Below are 21531 nucleotides of genomic sequence, written 5' to 3' on the forward strand. Positions count from 1 at the left end.
ATCTCGGGAAGGACTTCCACATGATTACCAAGCTTGAATTCTTGTTCAGAGAAGCAACTTTCTCCTGTGCCGCAACCTCTTTCGTAACCAGGGATGTTCGGCAACTTGTCGACGACAGTCACCGATCCGAGCAATTCGTCGAGGCGAGGTGTCGACTCGTCGGCCAGTTGTGCGACCACGAGAGGTGCAGCAGGTGCACTCGTCTCCATTCCCGTCCAGGGGCCGCCCTGAGCAACCGCCGCGCACCCCGAGACCGCGGCCATAAGCCCCGCTGCGGCAACACACGTAGCGACCTTGCGCCTCATCATCATTTCGCCTCTGCTGACGGCCACATCAATTCGGCGGCGTTAGGTGCGACGGACGAAAGGCTGACTCTGCGGGAGAAATTCGAGGCCACCTCGCTCGGATCCGCAGCAGGAGCAAACGCGGGGTATTCGTCGAGCATCACAATCAGTCGTCCACTGTCTTCGTCACCTTGAGTTTCGGAGCTGCCCTGCTCGTCCTTTTCGGCCGCGTTTCGTGCTGCGGTGGCAGCTTCCCTGGCTCGTGCGGCGAGCGTGGCGACAGTTGTATCGGGGGGTTCGATCGGCGTGGTCATGGTTCTCCCTTTCCTGGCGAGCCGATGCGGTGCGTCCGGCATCGCCGCACGCTAACTCCGGACCTGGACTGGATGACGCCGTGCACGCACCTCCGTACAGAACCTGCAGCTCAGGCTCCTTTCATTTCGTCGTCAGCCCGGGAAATTCAGCCGGCGCTCTGGTACACAAGTTTCAAGAGCCTGCCCCGATTCGGCACCGGCGAATGGCAGGACTGGCCGAGTTGGTCGATCGCGTGGGGTAGTGTCGGCGGCACTGAGAATGCACCGGGTGAGTCGGGGGCACACCATGTGGTGGCCTCCGACTTTTCTTTTGTGTGCGCCCTTCAGTTCTCTTGCGCGCCGATATCGCGGACTGCGTCACCGGCTGTGTCGGGGCCAGCTTCTTCCGCTCGGCGGGTGTCTACGACTCGGAACTGTGCCGGGATCCCGAGAATGTCAGGATGAAATGTCAGGTCCGGCCGGCGACGGCGCGACGTCTGGTCTTTGCTCATCGTTGTTCTCTTTCGGGTCTGTGGTCAGTCAGTTGCACGATCAGGCGTTCGCCAGGTTGTTGTCCAGGTCGCTCGTACGGCGCGAAATGTGCACCCACCACGTCCAATTGGATTCCTCTCGGAAGCAAATGATGTGAGTTGTTCATCCGTGAAGACTGCCCGTAGTACATTCCCCGTTCTGTCGAGATCTCGAAGACGACATCTGTCGGGCGAGTGGTGGAATCGAGCTCGTGTAAGGAGTGCGTCGCTGCAGTGAACCGGTCGAAGGACAGCACCGTGCCGGGTTGAAGCGTGGCAGGCAAGTCCGCCGGGTTGACCACAGCATTGGGAACGCTGACGGAGGTGTAGACGAGATGTCCGCGGCCGGATTCACGTTCGTACCTCTGGATGGCGCGGTCGATACGTTGCACCTGCTTACGCCGGTTGTCGTCGAGTTCAACGGCATCGCCGGCAACCGCAGAAAGCGCGTTGTTCGTTTCCTTCCAAGTGTTCGGGTCCGACGTCAATGCCGACAGGGCGTTGTACTGCGCCTGCGGCATCGAATCGAGCACCTGCCGTTTGGTGGCAGAGCGTGCGTTTTTCTGCCGCGCGGACAGCGAGCGACGCAGTTCGATCGCGGCCGGCAGTTCTCGGCGCAACCTGTGGTTCTCGATCGGTGCCGGCGTCGGGCGTGGATAGGCCCGGTTGAGATCTCGACTTGCACGGGTGAGGCCGGGCAAGTTCTCTGTCGCATGGTCGAGTTCGCGTGCTCCGCTGCGAATGTCGCCGCGAGTGTTATACGCGTGTTCCGAGATCAAGGCACCTTCTTTGCGGGTGGCGATGTCGCTCTCTCCCCGATCTGGGTCGAAGACGCCGTTACCGCGGTCCGGACTGATCCTGTCGTGACTTCTCCCCATCAGTCCCGCTCCTCGAATTCGGAGAGCTCTCCGCGTAGCTCCGCCAACGCGGACTCTCGTGCGCGCCGAAGGTCTGTGAGGTCGATCGCCAACTGACCTATCGCCGAAGCTGCCAAATCATCGCCGGCCGAGTTGACCAGAAGGCCCTCGATGGCCTGGTCCCCGTCGTGAATCCTGTCGAGAGATTCACCGGCAGCGATCGATTCCTGCAGCTCGAGCAGATGGCGACGATAGCTCCACAACGCAGCTACACGTGTGAGCAGCGAACGCTCGACCCGCTCGAGCCATCGGCTGCTCACCAGGTGAGCTTCCCTCGCTGAGAGGGCTTGCGGGCTGCTACCCGCCGCCGGGGTTCCCAAAGTTGCTCGCACTGTGGCGAGTTCACCGGCATGCGCGAGAATTTCGGCCAGTTGCTCGTCGAGATTCAGGCGTATGCGGCCTATGTCGAGATCCTCACTGGCCCATACAGGGACGGTGCGGATCTCGTCGACGAGTGCCGATGCCGCCAACGCCAACCGCAGCTCGACATGCGCTCCGCCCGCTGAGATCAACGTCTGCAGAGCTGTCACAGCGACGCCGATCTCGGTTTTGTCCTCCTCACTCAGACGGAGTGGATCGCGGCGGGTCCACCACCACAACCCCACCGCCTCTATCCCTGCGGCGAGACCAATGCAGACAAGTAATGCGACGAATGGGTTAGCCGGCGCAGTCACGCCCGCAAGAACCGGGACAAGTCCGATCAGAACCGGCGCGAGAAGAGCGAGCGGAATCTTCACCTCCTCACCGCCGGCGGTGCGACCGGTATGTACCGTCGTGCGCCACACATCGCGCCGAGGGTAGTAGTCGAGCGACGAATTTCCTTCCCATCCAGGCTCGTCAGCACTCCACGTCTGCTCACGCCTGAGCCCGACGATCTCCGCCACGCGCTCGCTGAGCATCTGCTCCCACAACCGGTCGAGCGCGCACAAGAATTCTTCGCTCTCTGGATCCACGTCGATGTCGGCGATCATGGACCGCACTGCGGTTACTGCACTATCTACGCTCACGTCACGCTCCGACCAGATCCGTTGTAGGTGAATGCTCCCGGTGATAGGTCTGCGCACGGACAAGCAGCCGATCGAGCGCTTCTCCGACGACCTGTGGCTGTTCCAGACCCACCATGTGGCGGCCACCGGCGACGGCAACGAGTTCGGCGTTCGGCAAAAGCGCGGCCAGCTGCTGTGAATGCAGGATCGGAGTGACCCGATCTCTGGTTCCGCACATGATCGATACCGGGATTCGCCCGAGCGCTCCCACCGCGGCAGACGCGTCGTAGAGACGCAGGTCCCGCAAGAATGCCGCCACCGTCGCAATCGGTGTCGAGTGGACCATCTCGTACGACGTCGCTGCGGCTCGGAGGCCCGAGCCGGGAGCCATGGGACAGGTCGCGCCGATGACGGGCGTCAGCAGCCGTCGCGAGAGACTCCAGCTGCGCCCCACCAACCTTGGTGCATGCGCGCACGCACCGCCGAGCAGTGAGACTGCCGGGGTATTCAACGCGCGCCCGATGCCGGCGCCAGCGACGTTGCTCAGGGCTGTCGAGATCAACCCCACCCCGACCACACGAGATGTCGAATCGGCGTGTTGTGCGAGGTACGACAACACCGCCATACCTCCCATCGAATGACCTACGAGGACAACGGGTCCGGTGGGCGCTACCGCACCAATGATTTCCTCGACGTCGCGCCCGAGCTGGCTGATCGTGTAGGTGCCGGCATCGGCACCCCCTGAGCCACCGTGACCTCGGTGATCGAAGAACACCAACCTCGCCCGCTCGCCCCACTGCCTACTCACAGAGCGTTGCTGAGGCTCCCAAGCACCGCCGTGTAGGCAGAAGCCGTGCACGAAGACCACCGTCAGCGGCGCCGTTCGGGATCCGACCTCGCGGACCGCGAGTCTGGTTCCGTCCGCGACAACCAGCGTCCGCGAGCGGCCCTCCTCGCGGTTCACAGCGGCCCGCCCAAAGTCCTGGTGAACTGTCTGCAGCCGGGGCTTTCACCGCTGTATCGCAATGTGCGGCACCCCGGATGTTCCCACGTCGGAGTATTCGGCTCTCTCACCTCGAAGCCCAACTCGCGCCCGAACTGCACCCGTTCCGGAAGGTCCTCCGTCGAGCCGTACAAGCGACCGTTGCCTGCCGTGTCGTCGGTGAGCTCGGCGATCAACCGCTCGATCAGCGCGGCCCGGACAGTGGTCGCGTCGGGAACATCCGGGTTGACGACGAGAGCTTCGACGATGCGGGTTTGTGCAGCAAGCCGCTCACAACCCTCCGGAGACCAACCTGCTTCACGCGCGGTACGAACCAGCCCATGAGGCGCTGATGCCAGCGCGTACCCGAGCTGCCGATATTCCGACGATGCGACAATGCCCACCGTTCCTGCGCCCCCAAGCCCCGCGGGAACGTCGGTGCCCGGCGACCAGTGCCGGTGGAGCCGGCGCATCTTCTTCGCTTCCGTCGGATGAATACGAACAATCTCGACAGTCATCAGGTTCACTCCTCGTCGTCCAAACGGCATGTGGGAGGACCATAGGTTCGAACCTGGACAGGACAGCGCCAACCACCGCGCTGTCCCTTTCCGAACCGTCCTTCTTTCAAGCCCGGTCTAGTGGGAAAGCGCGCTCGACGGGTTGGCTGTCGAAAGGAATCGGTCCGAGATGGCGGATCCCTCGGCCGGGCCGTCGGTGAGCAGTTCTAATGAACTCGCCCACAGGCGAGGGGGAATCCTCGTCTCTGAACGAAGCCTCGCACGACATGAAGAGGAGTTATATCAATCTATTTCGGCAGGATCGAGATCCTCCGCAAGCGTGTAACGCGCGGTAGGCGAATTTGGGCCGAATCGAGCCTCCGAGCTGTCGATCATCTGTTGAACCAGAGTGCACATCTTCTTGAAGCGTCCAGGTTTGAGTCTGGGCGTTTCAGCTCCGTAACGGACAGTTTTGCGCTTGGAAGCCAAGTCAGCAACGAGGTCAGCGTGTTCCTTGGGACTGTTTTCATGGTCCGTCCATTGCTTGAGCCACGCGCGCCTTTCTTGGTGACTTTGGGTGGTGTTTCCTTCTAGAAGCATTAGGGCCTGAACGGTCAATTCCGCTGCCGAGTGCAGATTGTCGAGCGCCACCGAAAGGTGGGCTTCGCTGGCGATCGCGACATCGAGGAACTGCTGCGCTTTGACGAGAAGACCTTGGGCACGGGGTTTGTACCGGCGGAAGTCGAAGTGCAGAACGAAACCTTCCTCGACTCGCAGATAGCAAACCCACCCACTGTCGGGATGGACGGCTTGTTCTTGAGGTCTGATGTTGACGATGTGAGTCTCTACCTCGTCGCGGTCGCAAATAACGTCTACGTATGCTTCCTCGCCCAGCCGAACAATCGCATCTGGTTGGCCCGGTTGGATTTCCACGAGGAATCGGTCGATCGAAGTGGGGTCTGTGTCGAGATCGCGCTTTTTGAGTTCGGGCGCAATGAAGCTGTCCAACATGCTCTTGAGGACGTTCTGGCTGAACTGTCTGCGCTGCGCAACCAAGTCGGGAGTCTCTGACATTCGCACCACATTAGACACAACACAGGACAGTCCTTGCCCTCTCGGAACTTCGACCTGCCGCGAAGAAACAATTCCCTGCCCACGCGACATCCGACTCCACATCGGCGGTCGCCGTCTGTGTCGGCCTTGTGGTGCACACTGAAACTCACAGCGACCGGTAAAGACGCCGGTACGCGAGCGATTGGACACAATCCATGACTGACCAAGAGAAGACATCGTCTCCCGATTTCACTTCCAAACCCGAACCACTCTCGACCGCCGACCAATCAGGTGCCGATTACGTCGAAAAGTCCCTCGATTCGTTGCCTGTGCCCGCTGCAGAGGTAACCGTTCAGCAGCAGGAAACGCCAGAGGACGGGACGCCCCGTCGGCCACTGTCGGACATTGTGGGCGATTTTGACGACTACTCATGACGCTTAACACGTGGTTCAGCATCCTGGCGTTCTTTGTATTCGCGGCGCCAGGCTTGCTGTACGACCAGCTCACCGCGAGAAAGGCTGTTCGGCGCCGGGAATCAACATTCACCGAAATCGGTCGAATCGCTTTGGTCTCAACCGTGTGCAGTGCCGTGGCCTTCGTCGTATTGCTTGCGCTCGCTGGGCTGGCCAGGTGCGTCAACTGGCATCCGATGCCAGACTTGTCCGCCATGATTCGAGGTGGAAGTAGCTACATCACAGGACACATTATCGCCGTTTCCATCGCCGCGGTGCTGGGTCTGACAGTGTCGATGTTGGCCGCGTGGGGCGCGTTCGCGTACGTCAACCGGAAGAACCCGGCCAAGATTACGTACACCTCTGCCTGGGCGAAGTTGATGCGCGAAGAACTACCGTCGCCGACGACGGCTGTCCATGTTCGGGCCACATTGGAGAGCGGAGCCATTTGGTACGGGAGAGTGGGCGCCTTCTCCCCGGATATGGAAGTCGCTGACCGTGAGATCGTGCTCTGCCCACCGCTCTCCGTGCAGAATCCTCGCGGGGAGTTGAGCGATTTGCCAGCGCAGTGGCAGCGGGTGGTACTCCGAGGATCGGAGATCGCCAGCTTGGCAGTCCACTACGAAAATCCGCCTGCCGCCAGTAACGGGTAGTCAAGAGAACACGAGAATGGGGCTGTACCCGCACGGGATGCAGCCCCATTTTGTTCTGCTTGGTCGACACCGCGTTCAGTCTCCGGGTCGGGTGCGAAATGCTGTTCATTCGGGCTCCGCCAAATCCGTTCGCAGTCAGTGTTGCAACGCCCGTTGATCAAACTGCGCCAGCGTGTTGCTGAACGTATACGGCAACGACGCCTTTGCTTGGATGATCATTCCGAACGTGTCCCGGTGTGGTCTCGCAATGCCTTCCTCGTCAGCGAGCATCCAGTGGGGGCCAAGCGAACCCGTAAACTTGGACATCTCCAAGTGCGCATCCTCCAGCCCCAATATCTGCAGTTTCAACGTCGCAGAAACACATGCGTAGTAGCGATTGTCGCGGTCACGGTAGGCATCAGAGTCCCGCTCCATGGTCGGGTTATCACTCGACACCAACTCAGCAGCCCGGTTCATAGCCTCCAGTGCGGACAAGAGAGCTTCAGTGACCTGCTGTCGGCGCTGAACTGCGCGATCCTCACCGAGTGTGGCCTGATGCAACGCTCTGTCGGATCGGGCCTTCACGAAGATCCCCAAGAACGCGATGCTCGCCGCACCCAATGCGATCGCCGCCGCGATGATCGTTGCCTGCCCCTGCGTCAGACCTTCTCCGAGCGCCATGATCAACACGCTGCTTTTTCTACCCTTCACAAAGTCTGTCGCGGGACCCATTCAACTGAATCGAGGAACAGGGATGTTACGTCCTACCAACGGCCACACGCCCTCAGCGGTCCGGCCGAGTGGAATCTCGGTGCTGACGATATCGGCTACCGAATAGGCGATACGCCCACATCGGCGGCATTGGCCGGGCAACTGCTGAAATCGGATCATGGCCCAATGTTCGTCGCAGAGTAAGTAGTCCACGGGGGCGTTGCCATGACAACAGTCTTTGACGACCGCTGCCCACCGCGCTGCGCGCACGAAACCGACAGGATCATCGGCAAAGTACTGCGGGTGCTCGGCGCAGAACTCACACGGAAGTTCGGTGTGAACGATGCCTGACTTCACGTCCCTAGCTCTCTCGTCCATCCTCTTCCTCTCCTCCACTTCCCCATTCGATATTCATCCCGGTTCAAGACGACTTACTACCGCCGGATGCTTCTGACTCGATAGAGATGCCACGTTGCGCGCTCGGCCAATTCACACACTGTCGCGTGTTCGAGGACATGCGGCGCCGGCAACGCGTCCTGCCCAGTCTTGGTCAGTCTGGCTGCGTACCGCTCGAAGAACGCGACCAACACACGGGCACGCACCACCGGCATCCGCAGCCCGATCGGGCCCGACGACTTGCCCGCCACGCGTTCGAAGTGCGCGACCAGCCCGCGAATGTCCCGATCAGGGACAGGGACGTCAAGAAGTGCACCGAATCTCCCGACCTCACGCACATTCTCGACATGCGCCGGCGTCATGTCGCCGCTGTGAGCTCGTCGTACCAACTCCGTCAGAACCTTGATCCCTTCCGGAGAAGTAGGCATCCGGTGAACGTCGACGGTGATCCCGGTGGCTGCTTGAACAGCATGAAATTCATCCAATGCGGCAAGTCTTTCGTCATCGCGCTCCGGAGTGTCTTCCGCATCGAGATCCGCAGCGAGGCGTGTTGCGCATCCGTGTGCGGTCATCACGTAGAACTGTCCCAAACTGACCGACTCGACTGTCGTGCTTCCGATGGCGTTGTCAGTGCGCATGTCCTCCTCCAGCTCACGGATCATCGTCGACACCACATGCAGACGCCGCACACCGGCCGATCCCGGAGCATCCGATGCCGGCAGAGTGCGTTCGGCGACCTGGTGAACGTGATCGAGTAACTCATCCACCATTTCCACCCGGTTCGGCGAGTGAAAACGATTCCGCCGGCGCCAGCGCATTGTCCAGTTCCTCTCCTCGGTACGGCCGCATTTGCGTCAGATTCACAACATCCACCAGCCCGCGGGCAAGGCAATAGCGAGTGCTGTGCCGACAACGAGGTACGGAGCGAACCCGAACTCCACACCCCGGACCTTTCTGCCTCCGAACACCTTGGCTACCGCCACCCCTATTACCGCCAGGATATTCGGCAGCAGCACTGCCGAAGCCACGTTCATCCAACCGACCCATCCGACAGCTGCAGTGAGAATGAAGCTCAACCTCACATCCGCCAAACCGGGGTGACCGCGCGTAATGATCGCGAATACCAGGTAACTGGCGAATATCGCGGCGCCGGCCACCACAGCACGAAGACCCGCGGCAGGGTCCTGATCGATCACCACTGCCATCGCGCCGAGCAGCAGACCCGCCGCGGTGACTGCACGGATCAACGGCAAGGGGAACCGCAAGGTGAAGTGGTCAATCCACGCGGCCCAGACAGACAAAGCCGCCACCGTGAGCCATGCCGGCAAGATCGCGTCGCCTCCGGCGGCCATCACCGCCCCGAACCACAATCCTGCTGTTGCCACTGCCGGGACGATTGGGCGACTGGTCGGCCTCACGGGAATCTGCACGAGTGCACACAAACTTGCCATCATCGGACGCACCGCCACGCTCACCACCGCCCCAGCCAGAGCAGCCAACGCGGCGACCGACCACAGACCAGCCTGCTCGTGACGACCGAACGCCCAGCGAGCAGCGATCCACACCGCCACACTCACAGCAATGACACCCAGGATCGGCAGATACGTCGAGAGAGGGGGTTTCCGCCTTCCTGCGTCGGCGGCGGTGACAAGCCCCGGTCGATGACCAGGGCCGGACGCTGTGGGCTCGGCCTCCTCCGCGGAGAGAGAAGTCGAAGCACCGTCGGCAGTATTCTCCGACTCCACATTCGATTCGGCCATCTCAGAAAAGCTCCTTCAGCGCGTCCATCACCCGTGGTCACAGGCAGAACCCGACCCTAACCGCTCTACCGGACAGCGCGGGCTTCCGAACTCATCGGTTAGCCGCTGGGGCGTGCGCTGTCCATGCCATGGACTATCACTGACCGCACATCTCAGATGCCTGAAAACCCGCTCGCGCTGCTCTCGAACGACGATGTTCCCGCATCGTGACCGGACTCGCCGCCGCCAAAACCACTCGAAAACTCACCAGTAGAGGCAACATCACCCTATGAACGCCCCCATCGGAAAAGCTGCCCACCACCGCGCTCGACTCCAGCCGGCACGTTCCTCCCGTCCAGCATTGATCGTTCACACCTTCAGCGAATACACCCACCACATCCGCAGCGGCGCCAAACGACTGATCATCGACGCCGACCCTGACCTGTGGTTCGACCTCGGCCATGTCCCGCACGGAGTCGATGTGAAGATCATCGGTCAATCGTGTGCCGGAATCAGCGGAGGATCCATCGCTGCCGCCGGTCGATGCTTCCTACAGGCCTCCCACCGCGCCCGTGTCACCGCCTACGAATTCGCGCACGTCGAAGCATTCGATGGCGTCACCATCGAAGCACGCGGGAAAAGCCACATTGTCGGTACCGATCACGCCAAGATTCGCGCCGAAGATCAGGCTGTCGTCTTCGCCCACTCCCAGTGCCACGTCCAAGCGGCCGGCCACACTCTCGTCGCAGCGACAGACACTTCCTCTGTCTCCATCAACGGCGACGCACACGTCCGCGCCAGCGCCGGAGTGCACATCATCGGAGTTCCTCAGTCGAAGAATCTGAGCATCGAACCGCGCCCGATCAGTCGACTGGCCAACCAGCTCAACATGTAAGGCCCCGCAAGCGGCAGTTAATCGCAGAGCCTCAGCCAGCCGACGACCGATACACCGTGAGATCAATCGACTCCTGATCGCGGAAACTCGACGCCAACAATTCCACCGCCGGCACAATCACTTCACTCTCGATCTTCCACACCACCGACGTCGTCCACCCCACCAACCCGCCAGGCCCCGGCGTCGCTTCACCGAACAAACCTTCCAAGGCGTCCCGCCGGTAACCGAAGATATCCACCAGGTCATCAGCGGTGTACCAGTACTGCCGCAACGGATCCGGGTCATCGGCGTGCAGAGCGCTGCCTTCGCTGATTCGACATGGTTCAGTACTCATCTACATGCCCTCTCTGTGGTGCGGTCCGCCCTGCGCCGTCTTCACGTCGACAATCCGCACGTGTGCATAATCCGGGTTCTCCACAACGTATTTCGAACGCTCGATGCGCCAACGAGCGACAAGCATCTCCAGCTCCTGAACCTCCCGTGGATCCTCGAGATACTCACACGCGAAGTCGAGCCACGGCACATAATGCCGCAGGCTTTGACCGATCCGTCCGGACTGGCCACCGATCACGCTCTCGAGCACGATCAGTTGTCGCTCGTCCTTCATTCGTCGGCGCAACGCTTTCTGATTCACTTCGACCAGCGCGAGCTCCGCCGCAGCCACCGACTCGCCTACCCCATCGACGCGGGAGCCCATCTCGTTGCGATGGACGACCGCATCGACGAACTCGCGACAGACCGACGCTTCAGCCCCTTCCGGGAGCATCGCCATAAGGGCAAAGCCGCGTTCCTCAAGGAGCTCGAAACCGTGTCGATTACCTCGGCCATACCAACAACTCATGACCAGCGACCGCTCCCACGCCAACGCCAAGCGCCTCTCGAGAAAGGGAAGCGCCCGGGCGGCCGCCACGAACTGAAAATCACACTTCCCAGCGATCTCACGCGCCGATTCCCAGTCCACACTTCCTGCAGGAGAACTCATCTCACGTACAGCGCGCATTCGCCCACGAAGATCCGCAGCCGCGGCGGCGGTGTCTACTCTTACCGCGTACTTGTTGGATCGAGAGCGCAAGAACCAGAGGGTCATGCGGCTGAGCCTAATCTCCGCATCTCCAAGCAGGGGTGCAGTAGCATCGTCAGCGGCGCATTGCTGGCGTAGTGTGCTCCGGCTCACCGCATCGATGTCCATCGTCGATGCGGTGAGCCACCTTCAAAGAATGGCTCAGACGCGAACGGCTCCATCGCCGACAACCCGTTGATCCTGTTGGCGACTCCGCATTCGTTCCGCGTGCCGTTTCTGCCACCGCGCGTGTTTGACCTTGAACCGCTCGTCGAATTCCTCCCACAGCGGCAAAGCCTCTGTCTTCCTCGCGGCGAGAACATCGACGGGTTCCGGTCCGGACGCAAGCGCTGGAACCACATCGCCGACTTTGAGGCGATCGACGAGCTCCGAGAACAACCACGCCGGGCAACCCTCCCCCCGAAGCGCGTCGACTGCGTCTGGTTCGTCGTCGATCCAGGCAACTATCGGGCTCGTCTCTGCGTAGTGGTTTTCCCATCGCCACCAATGCCGTCGTTTGACATCGAGCGCCCGCCGCACAGTTCCGTCCACCCACAAGCTCCGTGATTCGATGTGACCGGGCGGCAACGACTTCGCCCGGATCCACCGATCAGATGTCCGATTGAACTGGTCCAAGCGGGTTGTGCTGTATGCAATGGTGAAACCTGCACTGTCGAGCGCCCGAACCAACTTTCCGCCTGCGCGGTTCAGGGAAGCTTCACCGAAATGGGTATGAAACCGCTTCCAATCTCGATCGGCGTATGACGGCGCGGCGATCAACCCCTCGAAATTGTGCATATCCGCAACGACGCCATCGATGTCGACAACGACAGTCGGCCCCGGGCGGGGAGCATCCAGCCACGGTTTCGGACGATCAAGAAAGCTTCGATTCTCCGTCATATCCCCAACGATATGGGCAGAGACAGACATTGAGCACGGTCCCGCGACCCACCCGTACGAATCCTCCGATGCATCTAGTTGGCAAAAGGCCCTGTTCACGCACTCGAACAGGGCCTTCTTTGATGCTTCTGGCCTTTAAGGCTCACCGGTCAACACAACTGACCGCGATTGCCGATCGCCCACGTTTACCCCACCCTCAGTGCCCAAACGAGAACCGCGCGACCTCTCGATCTCTGCGATGTAGACAACAGCAAAGCCGACCACTACGACCGCGACGGCCACGACCAACCATCGCTGTCCCATCCAACCCGCCGCCACGCCAAGATTGAAAATACTGTGAGGCACAACTAATCCCAAGAGCGATCGATAACGGTAGTACGCGAAAACAGCAAACCCGCCCCACAACATCGCCCCGACTGCCAACTCCCACCCCTGATATACGTGTAAGGCTCCACGAAGAATCGCTGAAATGCCGATCACCACGATGAGGTTGATCCGGAATCGCAGACCTACCAATGCCGCTAGCCCGGCAAAGAAGACCTCTTCCATCAACCCCGCCAGCAGGACCGGCTTCACGACGTCCCAGGAGAACCAACCACCCTCGACCGAGGGACTGCCAGTTGAGCCCTCACCGACAAATGCCCGAAACGCAATTGCCAGAGCCTGACCGACCGCCCAAATTCCTGCAGCTCCGAGGAACCGCCGACGACGGCCCACACCTGCGAGCCACGGCGCAGATCGATCGACCGGGCCCCAGAATCTGCGAACTACCAAGAACGTGAACCACCCGCACGCCACCGCCACGCTAGTAGCGATAACGTCCTCCGCAATCCCAGGATCGGGCGAAACATCCACTGCCGCCCCGGAAGTCGGATTGAGATACTGGTCGATCGACGTCCAAATTACGTTGGACCAGAACAACAGCAGGATTGGCGGGGACACCGATCAGCAGAACCAAATGCATCCGCTCGCTCCACCACGCCCACCAACGGCCCGTCCCCCCATCTGAAGCGCTCTCCTCCTGAATCGAAGTCGGCAGCTGCCTCATCCAAACTCCCCCACCCGCTCGAATTTCACAATATTGACACCCACAACTCAACCAGACTGACGCTCCACAGTTCTACACCGCCACAAGGTAATCCAACACGCAACACAAGCACGCAACTGCAAGCAACGCGAGACTGCGATGGCCGCCCGGGAGAAGACCAATCAGGGCGGACTGTAGTCAACTACCCAAGCGCCCTCGGTCCGGCGGAGAGGCACCAGCCATCGGTGGCGATGATCTCGCACGACCACCTCAGCCCCCAAGAACCCCAACACCAGCGAAGTCGAAAATACAGCCGACAACGGAACCAACTCAGCCAACAAAATCCCCTCACCGTCCCTCGCGAAATCCGAAGCAACATCGAGGTCGGTCGTAAACGACGACAGAGGCTGCGCGCTGTAATCATGAGGTACCCGGCGCGCCGCCAGTTCAGGCCAAACCTCAGGCCGCGGGCTTACCCCGAACTTCCCCAGCCCCCGCCACAACAAAACATAGCGACCCCGAACACCGATCTCGGCGAATTCGCTACGCACCACCATCGGGATCGCAACTGCCAAAGCTGCAGCCAATCGCGTCTCTCCACGATCGACCCCCGACAGGCTGTCCAAGGCCAGATACCTGCTTGTGCTGTCAACGGCCTGGTGCATCAACATCGGCCACGGAAGGTCGACTCTCGCATTCCAGTGCACGGCCAGTTGGTTAATCTCAGCACCAACCGAATCCCCGAATTCAGATCTGAGTGCATCCTCAAAGGGGTTGGGGTCGGGAGATTCTGCGTATGGGTTCAACGTCGCCGACAAGTCCGAAATCAGCTCCGGATCAACCGCATTCACACAGGCTCGCAATGCCGAGACGCGGACAGCAACATCAGTCGCCTGCCTGTAGTCCTCAACCCTAGCTGCATTGCGGGATGCCTCACGAATATGAACCGACCACGCACCCAGATACGAGAGCTTTTGTCTCGCAGTCAGAAATGACGATTGCACTATGGCCCTCCGGATTTCACCCAATGACAACGATGTTTCCTCGCTCGGATCCCCGGTCAGCACGTGTAGTTACATCCCCTCGACAATGATGTTCGGACAAGCGGCGTCTGCTTTGCCTGGCGAGCTGGCCGGTACCAGGTGAGGAAGTTCAGGTTCGTCATCAAGGGACACCGGGCCGTCCCACGGAGCTACCAGTGACGAGTCGTATTCCCAACCGTCACAGGACAGGTCGTCCACCCAGATCACCGTCAGGGAACAGTCGAAATACTTCTCCGCGAATGCCATGATGGCCGGGAGCCGATTCTGATCAAACCAACCTCCCCTACCGACCTTGATGTCGCATCCGAATGCGCTCGGCCTTATCCTGGCGACGTATTCGCCTGGCGCCGAGCGTAGGACCACGTGATGATAGGTGCCCACCTATGATTCCCTTCTCGTTCTGCCGACAAAGATGCCCGCGTCACTCGAACTGGACAGTTCAAAATGACGCGGGCATCCATTGGCTGAATTCAGTTCGGTGTGACCAAGACCTGCAATTCGCCTACCCGCCGGTCGTACATCGACGTCAACGGAGTGGGGGCTACACCGCCCATCGTGCCGCCTGGCCAAGTGGCAGTCCACGTGACCACCCAGTTGCTGGTGGCGCTGACCTTGAAGACGTCTTGCGGCTGTCCAATGGACGATTTTGCGAGACGATGTCCGCATGTGGGCGATGGAGTTCCGCTGGCGGGCGAAAGAGGGCTGGCGTCAACAGCATCGGTATACGGAGTGAACGGCAGCAATGCACCCGGGCACAATTGCACGTCTCCATCGCCGTGATTGATGAGGACACCGGTGTTGATGGCGTTCGCGGTGACGGTTACCACACCCGAGGTGGCTGCTCGGTTGACCGGGCCTGTCGTGGATTCGCGAACGTCGTTGGGGCACATGAAAGCCCAGCTCTCCTTACCCACGAGACCGGTACGTTGACCTCCACCTGAGTTCGCAGGTTCAGGTGTCCAGCACATCGGAGGCTTTTCGAGCTGCATAGCGGTGATCGCCATAGACACCGTATTCATGATCTCCGCCATTGAGGGCGGCGTCGGCGGGATCTCGATACCGGGTGCCGCAGGCGGTGCGGGGCATCCCCCCGGTGTGCCGAGACATGCGCCTTGCAGGATCGCGTTGAGGGTCCCGGACGGAGGTGCAGCAGCGGGGCCGGCGCCGCCAGTACCCGCACCGCCTCCGCCGCCTCCTGCGTTGCCAGCCGCGGCCCCCGCGCCGCCTCCCGCGGCCCCCGCGCCGGCGCCTGAGCCCGCGGGCGCACTCACGTAGCCGCCACCCACTGTCACATTCGCACCACCGGGCGAGGACGATACGTCAACTCCACCTCCACCTACGCCTGGCTGCGCCAACGCTGATTGACTCCCCGTGACCAGAACGCCGCAAACCAGTGTCGCAGTGGCGAAAATTCTCATTGCTAGTCGCATGATTGCACCTTCTCAACTGTTTGACTTGTGACGCGCCAGCCATTCGAATCAGGCCACGCGGGGTTCCGAACGGTGATGTTGGTGGACTCGAACTGGCCGCGGTCGGGCTTCATCGCACTTGATCCGTCCGGAAATACGGCATTCCAGCCGGAGATATCAGTGCAGGCCTGAACGTGAACCCACGCGGCTTCCGCGCGGGGTTTTCCCTGATCATCTACCGGTGCGCTCAGATCCGTCACCGAGGATTTGATGACGGAAATGGCTCCGGTACTGGTGATGCCTTGCGACCGTCGAAGCATGATGTCCCCGACTCGGTCGTTCAAGACTGGGTCCCCAGCCACACCGCCGATCGCATCCACAGAAGCTGTTGGGTCAGCTTCAATGCTTCCGAGGGCAGCATAAAACTCGTTGACCTTGGCGATCGCTTGGCTCCGCGCTTGCTCGTCGGGCGTCTTCGCCTCGGTCTTGCCGTCTGGACCATCGAAAGCGGGGTTTCCGGTTGCAGTGAGAGTGACGTTCGGCTCGTCGGAATTGCTGGAACAAGCTGCGACGCCGGCTAGTAGGGCAACAGCTGCGACTGCTGCTGCTGTGGTTCGTCGAATTCTGTTGTGGGCCATGTTGTTGTCTCCTAGAAGCTTCCGGCGCTGCAGGGTGTTCCGGGTTGTGTGTAGTCGGCTGTGACTCTCCATCCTGCTGGGTCGGGCCATGACGGGTTCGTCAGGATCGGTTTTCCGAGTTCGAGTTTGTCCACAGGCTTGCTGATGCAGACGTCCATTTGGAGCGTGGCAGTTCCCGCTGTCGGTGCGCCGGTCTCGTCGATGGGGATGTCGTGTTTGGTAATCACGTTCTTGAGTACTTTGAGATCGCTTGGTGGCGTCGGGTTTCCGTTGCGACTGGTTGTGATCTCTTTCTTGGTCCTGTCGAGGAAACGGCCGGCCGCGACGGCATCGAGGTCAGAGAGCGGGGCAGCGGGGTCGGAATTCAATCGTGCGAGCACGGTGTAGTACTCGCTGATCTTGGCGAGGGCACCTTCTCCTGCTTGCTGTTCAGGTGATTTTCCCGATCCAGGGGGGCCGGTAAAGGTCGGGCCGCTGCTGGTGTCGAGGGTGCCGGGCTCCGGGCTGAGGATGCTGCAGCTTGCGGTCAGGCAGGCCGCCGCAGTGAGGGTGAGCATGGCTGCGAGGCGGCGGTTCATGATGCGGCTCCGATGCGGTAGTCGGTGGTGGTGTCGAGCTGTCTGAGAAGTTCGTTGGTCTCCGGGTGTGCGTCGACTTGCAGTTCGTCGAGTTCGCTTTTGAGGGTGTCGATGAGGGTTTGGGTAGTTTCGATGTCCCCGGAGAAGTGGGTGGCGATGATGGCTGCTCGCCAGCAGCCTTCGTGAGCACTGTCGACCGTGAGGCCGGCCCGGGCTGCCTTTCCTGCGGCATCGAGGTCCTGGGTGACCTGTTCGCCGCGGATGTAGCGGCCGGCGAGCTCTTCTGCGACGTCGGTGATCGCGGAGATCATTTCCTGCTTTATGTGATCTGCCCACCGGTAGGCAATCGGGTCGTCGCTGGTGAAGGGCTGACCGGTCACCAGCGCGAGAGCGGATTCAAGGCGTTCGGTTGTCGTCGTCGCAGGGTGAGCGTCGACGAGCTGGTTCCAGTAGTCCCAGTCTGTGGTCACTGAAGGGTGGAGGCGAAGTGGCGTTCGGCCGGTTCGGTCTCCGGACTTGATGAGCGCTGCGTCCCCGGTGTCGGTATCTCCCATCCAGCTGCGCAGTCGTGTGACGGCTTGGTTGCGGCGGCTACGGAGCCGCGCGTTTGCCGTCTTCGCTTCTTCGGCAGTGCTGGCCGCATTGACGAGTTCAACGTCGTGCGGCCACATCTTTGCGGTGAGCTCAGTTGCGGGCACTCCGCCGTCGCTGAATGCCAGTAGAGCTGCGATTTCGGTGAGGCTTCGCGAGTTCTCGCGGTCCGTTGAGCCCGGAGTAAGTGGCGCGAGGGTGGGCTCTCCGAGGACGCGAATCCAAATGTGTGGAGCCGCGGGAAGCTCGGGATGGGACGCAACAATCTCGGTTTCGGTCTCAGCCGCAGAGTCGGTGTCGATGTCGATGTCACCGACTGTCTCGGAGTTGATTTCCTCAAATACGTTGTCGTCGTTCCGAACTACCGTGAAAGCCGCAGGGTCGGTACTGGTGATGAGATTCTCGGTCGTGATCTCGCAGTCGAGACGTGCCCCCTCCCAACCGAAGTCCGAGGCCTCCGGTTCGACAGCTGGGGAAGAATCATGGGCGGTAGTGGCATACAGACTGACAATGCTCTCGTAGCCGGCTTCGTCGAGTGTTGTGACAGTGAGCTGTGCTGATGCGATACCAGGGCGGACCAGTGTTGCGGTGCCGTCGTCGGCGACATCCAATGTCCAGTCGGAGCGAGTGTTCGAGTTCTGCGTTGTGACTGCAGCGAACGCGATCCGCGGGGCGCTATGGGCGATCGAGGTCAGGATTTCTGTTTGTTCAGCTGTCAACGGGTCGGAGATGAGGACGATTTCCGGAGCAGTCAGCTCACTGGTCTCGTACACGCTCCGTGCCTGTGCGATGGATGCAACCTCGTTCTCGTCGAGGATGCCGGCGTCGCGTTCGAGATGGCGAGCCAAGCGCGCCAACACCTCGTCGGTGTTGTCGGAGTGCGTGATACGGCCAGTGTTCACTGCGCCTGCGAGGTCGCCGCAGTATCCGACGACGTTGAGGTGAAGGGAATCTGCCAGCGGCGATACGGCAAGCTCGACGGCCATCGCGCGAAGCACATTTGCGGTGGCGGTAGGTGTGCCGGTGATGGAGAGATGCCCTATTTCCTCCAAATTGAGCATGAGCTCTCGTCCATCGTCGCTCGTTCCCATCGCGGTCAGGGCTGGGTATGGGCTGACGTCGATGTCCGGGACCGAACGAGGGAACGCCCGTGGGTCGACCATCCACGTGTCGTCGTCTGATTGCATCCATGGCTGGGGCAGCGAGATCTCCTCGAGCAATCCGAGTTCGATCGTGTCGTCACCGATGAAAACCGCAAGGAGACTGGGGATGGAGATCTCGTTCGCTCGGCAGTACTGCGCGAGGTTCCGCAATGCAGTGTCGACATGAGCGGTGGTCAACGGATCGACAGCGGCCGTCAAGGCCTGTTCGGCAAGGATTGCTTCCTTGGCGGGCAGGGCGATGCGCTCGCCGCGGCGGCGGCGATGCTGCTGTTGCCGACGGCACAGCGCGAGATGGCCGGTCAGGCCGGCGGCGGCGAGCGCGGAGATACCGAGGGCGATGTAGACGACGCCGGACGAGCTGGAGGAGTCGTCTTCCGCGTCGGCGGTGATCACGGATGCTTCGGCATCAGGGGCCATATTCGCAGGCATCTGGGGCTCGATGGGGTCGAGTTGCCAGTTCGGTGTCGCTGCAACTTCTGGGAGGGGGTCCGGTGCCGCGTCGGGCACCTGCGCCTGGGGGGCTGGCACCGGCGCCTCAACCGGCGCAGGTACGGCCGCCGGCTGGGGGGCTGCCTCCGCTGCCGGCACGGGTGTTTGGGCGGACGCGGACGGAATGATCAATTGCTGTCCGACTGTGATCAGGTCTCCGGCTGGCGACCCGTCCGCAGTGGTGATCTCAGAAAAACGCAAAGGATCGCCGAGCTCTCGATCGGCGATGTCCCAGAGTGTGTCTCCAGCTTGGACGGTGTAGGCCCCTTGTACGACGTCCTGCACTGCCGCAGGGAGTTGCAGCGTCATTCCCTCTGCGAGGAATCCCGCTTCGGGCACAACGTCTTTGTTCAGTTCGAGCAGTTCGGTGAACAGCCTCCCGTCGCCGAGGTGAGTTTGGGCGAGTCCCCACAGGGTGTCTCCGCGGACGGTGGTCACGGTCGGGCCGGCGGGTTTAACCGCGGGCCGTGCAGCGCGCGGGTCCACCTGAGTGTGGGCGGGGCCGCTCGGGTCTTGCTGTGCGGCGATCGGTGCGTAGGGCGCAGGTGATGCACTGTCTACTGGTTGCGAGAGTGCAGGTGTCGCGGTTGCGGTGCCGGCTGTCAGCAGAAGCAGTGCACCACTGACGAGGAAAGTCGCCGTTTTCTGTTGCGACCCGAGAAGCCGGATCTTCGGTGCCTTGACGCCCCGGAGTGTGGCTGCGAGCTCGACAAGGATCGGGAGGGTAAATGTCGCCCACGCGACCCAGCCGACGAGCGGCAGAAGTGCGACGAGGAGGCTGCCGTCGTCGGGGCTAGAGAGCAGACTCTCGAAATCCGAAAAGGGGATGTCGAGAGGATTACCGCGCAATGCCCACAGTGCTGCGGGGATCCCTGCCACGAGCAGAAGCAGGATCAGGAGGTACCCGAGTCCTGCGAGGCGGGATCGGACTGTGCGAGCACTCATGGCCGGTACACCTCCCCCGCGTTGGTGCGGTTGAGGTTCACCGTTGCACTACCCGTGATCACTTTCGAACCAAGGGGCAAAAGCTTGTTGTCGTACACGATGCGGGTGGTGATCAGCAGTGTGCGAGGCCCTGTGGGGATGACCTCGCCCTCGACCCCGGCGTCGGCGAGGTAGCGTTTCGCGGCCGCCACTGCGCGTACGGGGTCGACAACCGTATCGATCCCTCGCGCACTGAGCGATCCGACGATCTGCTGTCCGGACGCGCGGGCGGCGTCTTCGGCGACGTTGTCCGCGCGTTGAGCTGCGGTGTGCATTCCACCGCCGTCGACGATGAGTCCCCACACGAAGAATATGAGGATGGGAGCGAGTATCACGGTCAGCAGCGTCACGGCGCCCTTATCGCGTTCCTCGGGGAGCCTGGAGGTGAGTCGCTTACGCAGGGTGGTGATCATCTGGTGCGCTCCCGGAAAGTGTCGATGGGTGAGATTGCAGTGACCTCGATAGTTCGTCCTCCGCTGACGCCGGGCCATCCGAGGGCGTCGTAGGAAACTTCACAACTGACGGTGACTTCGACGGTTGCGGATACTCCTGGGCGAGTACGGAATCCGGAGGTGTCAGCGCTGACGTTCATGGTCGTGCATTTGAGTCCTTGACCATCCATGGAGTCCAGGGCCGCTTGGTATGCGAGAGGGTTGGCTTGAGTGGCGGTACGTGAGAGTGATGCTGCCCGGGCGGCTTCTCCCGCGGCGTGCTCGACCTTTTGATGCGCCTGACGGTTGATGCCGTATGCGTACATCCAACCGAGTAGGACGAGGAGGACGATGATCGCGAGGCACAACTCGATGGTCACATCTCCTCGATCGTTTGAGCGGGCGCGAGCGATCCACTGGCTCAGCTTCATCCGACACCTCCGGGATTGGTCACGCGCTCAGTGGGTTTGGTGTGGTCGACGGTGATGGCGAATTCCAACCCCGGTACGAGGGACGGGGACTTTCCGGTGATCGTGACCGTGGTCTCGCGGAGTGTCTTGTTCACCGACACGACCGGCGATTGAAGGTCACCCGATCCGGATTTCGCGATGCACGCGTTCGCTGCGGCGAGGCCGAGCGCCTGGTTCCCTTGCTGAGAACGCGTGGCTTGCAATGCTTTTTCGGCGCAGGTGTTTGCGACGTCTCGTCCATGGAAGAACAGGGCGGTTTGCAGCATCACGGAGAACATCATCAGGAAAGCGACCATCGCGATGACGGTGACGAGCGTCGTGGGGCCCCGGTCGTCGTGGCGCCACCGGTCGATCAGCTGTTCCAGTGTCATGACTGTCCGT

General features: G+C 61.3%; 27 protein-coding genes and 1 pseudogene. 4 read left to right on the forward strand and 24 right to left on the reverse strand.

The genetic code is table 11. The annotated features are described in order from the left end of the window. From H7C86_RS36965 to H7C86_RS20775, 8 genes and pseudogenes are all read right to left on the reverse strand, one after another. A pseudogene (locus H7C86_RS36965) lies at positions 1–311 on the reverse strand (hypothetical protein); the annotation flags it as partial. After that, the gene (locus H7C86_RS20745) at positions 308–598 is read right to left on the reverse strand and encodes a hypothetical protein (protein ID WP_064445016.1); all 291 of its coding nucleotides are present in this window, start codon (positions 596–598) and stop codon (positions 308–310) included. The pseudogene H7C86_RS36965 and the gene H7C86_RS20745, both read right to left, overlap by 4 nt. A gap of 323 nt (positions 599–921) precedes the next feature. Then, positions 922–1089, reverse strand: a complete 168-nt coding sequence (locus H7C86_RS20750) for a hypothetical protein (RefSeq protein ID WP_156423061.1) — start codon at positions 1087–1089, stop codon at positions 922–924. After that, on the reverse strand, positions 1086–1985 hold the full coding sequence (locus H7C86_RS20755; RefSeq protein WP_125053226.1) for a hypothetical protein: 900 nt from the start codon (positions 1983–1985) through the stop codon (positions 1086–1088). Before H7C86_RS20755 ends, H7C86_RS20750 begins: the two co-directional genes overlap by 4 nt. Beyond that, positions 1985–3031, reverse strand: a complete 1047-nt coding sequence (locus H7C86_RS20760) for a hypothetical protein (protein WP_064445014.1) — start codon at positions 3029–3031, stop codon at positions 1985–1987. Before H7C86_RS20760 ends, H7C86_RS20755 begins: the two co-directional genes overlap by 1 nt. 1 nt (position 3032) lies before the next feature. Continuing rightward, positions 3033–3974 (reverse strand): alpha/beta fold hydrolase, encoded by a 942-nt coding sequence (locus H7C86_RS20765; protein WP_125053228.1) that lies wholly within the window; start codon positions 3972–3974, stop codon positions 3033–3035. Then, positions 3971–4510 (reverse strand): hypothetical protein, encoded by a 540-nt coding sequence (locus tag H7C86_RS20770; protein ID WP_238592780.1) that lies wholly within the window; start codon positions 4508–4510, stop codon positions 3971–3973. The genes H7C86_RS20765 and H7C86_RS20770 overlap by 4 nt, the downstream gene beginning before the upstream one ends. Before the next feature lie 282 nt (positions 4511–4792). Continuing rightward, positions 4793–5545 carry a HEPN domain-containing protein gene (locus H7C86_RS20775; protein WP_182262162.1) on the reverse strand — a complete coding sequence of 251 codons (753 nt, stop codon included), beginning with the start codon at positions 5543–5545 and terminating at the stop codon, positions 4793–4795. A 212-nt stretch (positions 5546–5757) separates the two neighbouring features. Between H7C86_RS20775 and H7C86_RS20780 the strand changes: the two genes are divergently transcribed. Next, entirely contained in the window at positions 5758–5976 is a 219-nt protein-coding gene (locus H7C86_RS20780) for a hypothetical protein (RefSeq protein ID WP_064445010.1), read from the forward strand. Then, entirely contained in the window at positions 5973–6647 is a 675-nt protein-coding gene (locus H7C86_RS20785; RefSeq protein ID WP_064445009.1) for a DUF6338 family protein, read from the forward strand. The genes H7C86_RS20780 and H7C86_RS20785 overlap by 4 nt, the downstream gene beginning before the upstream one ends. A 135-nt stretch (positions 6648–6782) precedes the next feature. Here the strand turns inward: H7C86_RS20785 and H7C86_RS20790 are convergent, their stop codons facing one another. After that, the gene (locus tag H7C86_RS20790; protein WP_241199216.1) at positions 6783–7307 is read right to left on the reverse strand and encodes a hypothetical protein; all 525 of its coding nucleotides are present in this window, start codon (positions 7305–7307) and stop codon (positions 6783–6785) included. A gap of 255 nt (positions 7308–7562) precedes the next feature. Here H7C86_RS20790 and H7C86_RS37305 point away from each other — a divergent pair, with 255 nt between their 5' ends. After that, the gene (locus tag H7C86_RS37305) at positions 7563–7688 is read left to right on the forward strand and encodes a hypothetical protein (RefSeq protein ID WP_259349259.1); all 126 of its coding nucleotides are present in this window, start codon (positions 7563–7565) and stop codon (positions 7686–7688) included. 83 nt (positions 7689–7771) lie between these two features. Here H7C86_RS37305 and H7C86_RS20795 read toward each other — a convergent pair whose 3' ends face one another. Both H7C86_RS20795 and H7C86_RS20800 read right to left on the reverse strand, forming a co-directional pair. Further along, entirely contained in the window at positions 7772–8503 is a 732-nt protein-coding gene (locus H7C86_RS20795; RefSeq protein WP_238592781.1) for a hypothetical protein, read from the reverse strand. Between the two features lie 90 nt (positions 8504–8593). Further along, the gene (locus H7C86_RS20800) at positions 8594–9493 is read right to left on the reverse strand and encodes a hypothetical protein (protein ID WP_164490672.1); all 900 of its coding nucleotides are present in this window, start codon (positions 9491–9493) and stop codon (positions 8594–8596) included. A gap of 268 nt (positions 9494–9761) precedes the next feature. On the opposite strand from H7C86_RS20800, the gene H7C86_RS20805 reads away from it, so the two are divergent. Beyond that, a complete protein-coding gene (locus tag H7C86_RS20805) occupies positions 9762–10367 on the forward strand; it encodes a hypothetical protein (protein WP_125053236.1) in 606 nt (201 codons plus the stop codon). A gap of 31 nt (positions 10368–10398) precedes the next feature. On the opposite strand, the gene H7C86_RS20810 is transcribed toward H7C86_RS20805, so the two are convergent. The 13 genes from H7C86_RS20810 to H7C86_RS20870 form a co-directional block, all read right to left on the reverse strand. Further along, a complete protein-coding gene (locus H7C86_RS20810) occupies positions 10399–10701 on the reverse strand; it encodes a hypothetical protein (RefSeq protein WP_064445006.1) in 303 nt (100 codons plus the stop codon). Further along, positions 10702–11556 carry a hypothetical protein gene (locus H7C86_RS20815; RefSeq protein WP_259349260.1) on the reverse strand — a complete coding sequence of 285 codons (855 nt, stop codon included), beginning with the start codon at positions 11554–11556 and terminating at the stop codon, positions 10702–10704. Positions 11557–11589: 33 nt separating this feature from the next. Then, positions 11590–12327 (reverse strand): hypothetical protein, encoded by a 738-nt coding sequence (locus tag H7C86_RS20820; RefSeq protein WP_241199218.1) that lies wholly within the window; start codon positions 12325–12327, stop codon positions 11590–11592. Positions 12328–12462: 135 nt separating this feature from the next. Continuing rightward, positions 12463–13269, reverse strand: coding sequence for a CPBP family intramembrane glutamic endopeptidase (locus H7C86_RS20825; protein WP_182262163.1), 807 nt, complete (start codon positions 13267–13269; stop codon positions 12463–12465). Positions 13270–13536: 267 nt separating this feature from the next. Next, positions 13537–14388 carry a hypothetical protein gene (locus tag H7C86_RS20830; RefSeq protein ID WP_256933101.1) on the reverse strand — a complete coding sequence of 284 codons (852 nt, stop codon included), beginning with the start codon at positions 14386–14388 and terminating at the stop codon, positions 13537–13539. A 39-nt stretch (positions 14389–14427) separates the two neighbouring features. Continuing rightward, entirely contained in the window at positions 14428–14778 is a 351-nt protein-coding gene (locus H7C86_RS20835) for a hypothetical protein (RefSeq protein WP_064445003.1), read from the reverse strand. 89 nt (positions 14779–14867) lie between these two features. Further along, on the reverse strand, positions 14868–15827 hold the full coding sequence (locus H7C86_RS20840; protein ID WP_259349261.1) for a hypothetical protein: 960 nt from the start codon (positions 15825–15827) through the stop codon (positions 14868–14870). After that, a complete protein-coding gene (locus tag H7C86_RS20845) occupies positions 15818–16444 on the reverse strand; it encodes a hypothetical protein (RefSeq protein ID WP_064445002.1) in 627 nt (208 codons plus the stop codon). The genes H7C86_RS20840 and H7C86_RS20845 overlap by 10 nt, the downstream gene beginning before the upstream one ends. Before the next feature lie 11 nt (positions 16445–16455). Next, a complete protein-coding gene (locus H7C86_RS20850) occupies positions 16456–17022 on the reverse strand; it encodes a hypothetical protein (RefSeq protein ID WP_064445001.1) in 567 nt (188 codons plus the stop codon). Then, positions 17019–20210, reverse strand: coding sequence for a LysM peptidoglycan-binding domain-containing protein (locus tag H7C86_RS20855; RefSeq protein WP_125053246.1), 3192 nt, complete (start codon positions 20208–20210; stop codon positions 17019–17021). Before H7C86_RS20855 ends, H7C86_RS20850 begins: the two co-directional genes overlap by 4 nt. Next, positions 20207–20662 (reverse strand): TadE/TadG family type IV pilus assembly protein, encoded by a 456-nt coding sequence (locus H7C86_RS20860; RefSeq protein WP_125053248.1) that lies wholly within the window; start codon positions 20660–20662, stop codon positions 20207–20209. Before H7C86_RS20860 ends, H7C86_RS20855 begins: the two co-directional genes overlap by 4 nt. Continuing rightward, positions 20659–21111, reverse strand: coding sequence for a pilus assembly protein TadG-related protein (locus tag H7C86_RS20865; protein WP_125053250.1), 453 nt, complete (start codon positions 21109–21111; stop codon positions 20659–20661). Before H7C86_RS20865 ends, H7C86_RS20860 begins: the two co-directional genes overlap by 4 nt. After that, complete coding sequence (locus tag H7C86_RS20870) at positions 21108–21521, reverse strand: hypothetical protein (RefSeq protein WP_125053252.1); 414 nt, start codon at positions 21519–21521, stop codon at positions 21108–21110. The genes H7C86_RS20865 and H7C86_RS20870 overlap by 4 nt, the downstream gene beginning before the upstream one ends. Positions 21522–21531: the final 10 nt, after the last annotated feature.

The sequence above is a fragment of the Rhodococcus sp. UFZ-B548 genome (genome assembly GCF_903819475.1).
Taxonomy (GTDB): Bacteria; Actinomycetota; Actinomycetes; order Mycobacteriales; family Mycobacteriaceae; genus Rhodococcus_F; species Rhodococcus_F erythropolis.

Bases quoted from the DNA above. Each gene is read 5' to 3' on its own strand.
- H7C86_RS20745 (WP_064445016.1), bottom strand. From the start codon at position 598: ATGACCACGCCGATCGAACCCCCCGATACAACTGTCGCCACGCTCGCC.
- H7C86_RS20750 (WP_156423061.1), bottom strand. From the start codon at position 1,089: ATGAGCAAAGACCAGACGTCGCGCCGTCGCCGGCCGGACCTGACATTT.
- H7C86_RS20755 (WP_125053226.1), bottom strand. From the start codon at position 1,985: ATGGGGAGAAGTCACGACAGGATCAGTCCGGACCGCGGTAACGGCGTC.
- H7C86_RS20770 (WP_238592780.1), bottom strand. From the start codon at position 4,510: ATGACTGTCGAGATTGTTCGTATTCATCCGACGGAAGCGAAGAAGATG.
- H7C86_RS20780 (WP_064445010.1), top strand. From the start codon at position 5,758: ATGACTGACCAAGAGAAGACATCGTCTCCCGATTTCACTTCCAAACCC.
- H7C86_RS20785 (WP_064445009.1), top strand. From the start codon at position 5,973: ATGACGCTTAACACGTGGTTCAGCATCCTGGCGTTCTTTGTATTCGCG.
- H7C86_RS20790 (WP_241199216.1), bottom strand. From the start codon at position 7,307: ATGGCGCTCGGAGAAGGTCTGACGCAGGGGCAGGCAACGATCATCGCG.
- H7C86_RS37305 (WP_259349259.1), top strand. From the start codon at position 7,563: ATGACAACAGTCTTTGACGACCGCTGCCCACCGCGCTGCGCGCACGAA.
- H7C86_RS20795 (WP_238592781.1), bottom strand. From the start codon at position 8,503: ATGGTGGATGAGTTACTCGATCACGTTCACCAGGTCGCCGAACGCACT.
- H7C86_RS20800 (WP_164490672.1), bottom strand. From the start codon at position 9,493: ATGGCCGAATCGAATGTGGAGTCGGAGAATACTGCCGACGGTGCTTCG.
- H7C86_RS20805 (WP_125053236.1), top strand. From the start codon at position 9,762: ATGAACGCCCCCATCGGAAAAGCTGCCCACCACCGCGCTCGACTCCAG.
- H7C86_RS20810 (WP_064445006.1), bottom strand. From the start codon at position 10,701: ATGAGTACTGAACCATGTCGAATCAGCGAAGGCAGCGCTCTGCACGCC.
- H7C86_RS20815 (WP_259349260.1), bottom strand. From the start codon at position 11,556: ATGGACATCGATGCGGTGAGCCGGAGCACACTACGCCAGCAATGCGCC.
- H7C86_RS20820 (WP_241199218.1), bottom strand. From the start codon at position 12,327: ATGACGGAGAATCGAAGCTTTCTTGATCGTCCGAAACCGTGGCTGGAT.
- H7C86_RS20840 (WP_259349261.1), bottom strand. From the start codon at position 15,827: ATGCGACTAGCAATGAGAATTTTCGCCACTGCGACACTGGTTTGCGGC.
- H7C86_RS20845 (WP_064445002.1), bottom strand. From the start codon at position 16,444: ATGGCCCACAACAGAATTCGACGAACCACAGCAGCAGCAGTCGCAGCT.
- H7C86_RS20850 (WP_064445001.1), bottom strand. From the start codon at position 17,022: ATGAACCGCCGCCTCGCAGCCATGCTCACCCTCACTGCGGCGGCCTGC.
- H7C86_RS20855 (WP_125053246.1), bottom strand. From the start codon at position 20,210: ATGAGTGCTCGCACAGTCCGATCCCGCCTCGCAGGACTCGGGTACCTC.
- H7C86_RS20860 (WP_125053248.1), bottom strand. From the start codon at position 20,662: ATGATCACCACCCTGCGTAAGCGACTCACCTCCAGGCTCCCCGAGGAA.
- H7C86_RS20865 (WP_125053250.1), bottom strand. From the start codon at position 21,111: ATGAAGCTGAGCCAGTGGATCGCTCGCGCCCGCTCAAACGATCGAGGA.
- H7C86_RS20870 (WP_125053252.1), bottom strand. From the start codon at position 21,521: ATGACACTGGAACAGCTGATCGACCGGTGGCGCCACGACGACCGGGGC.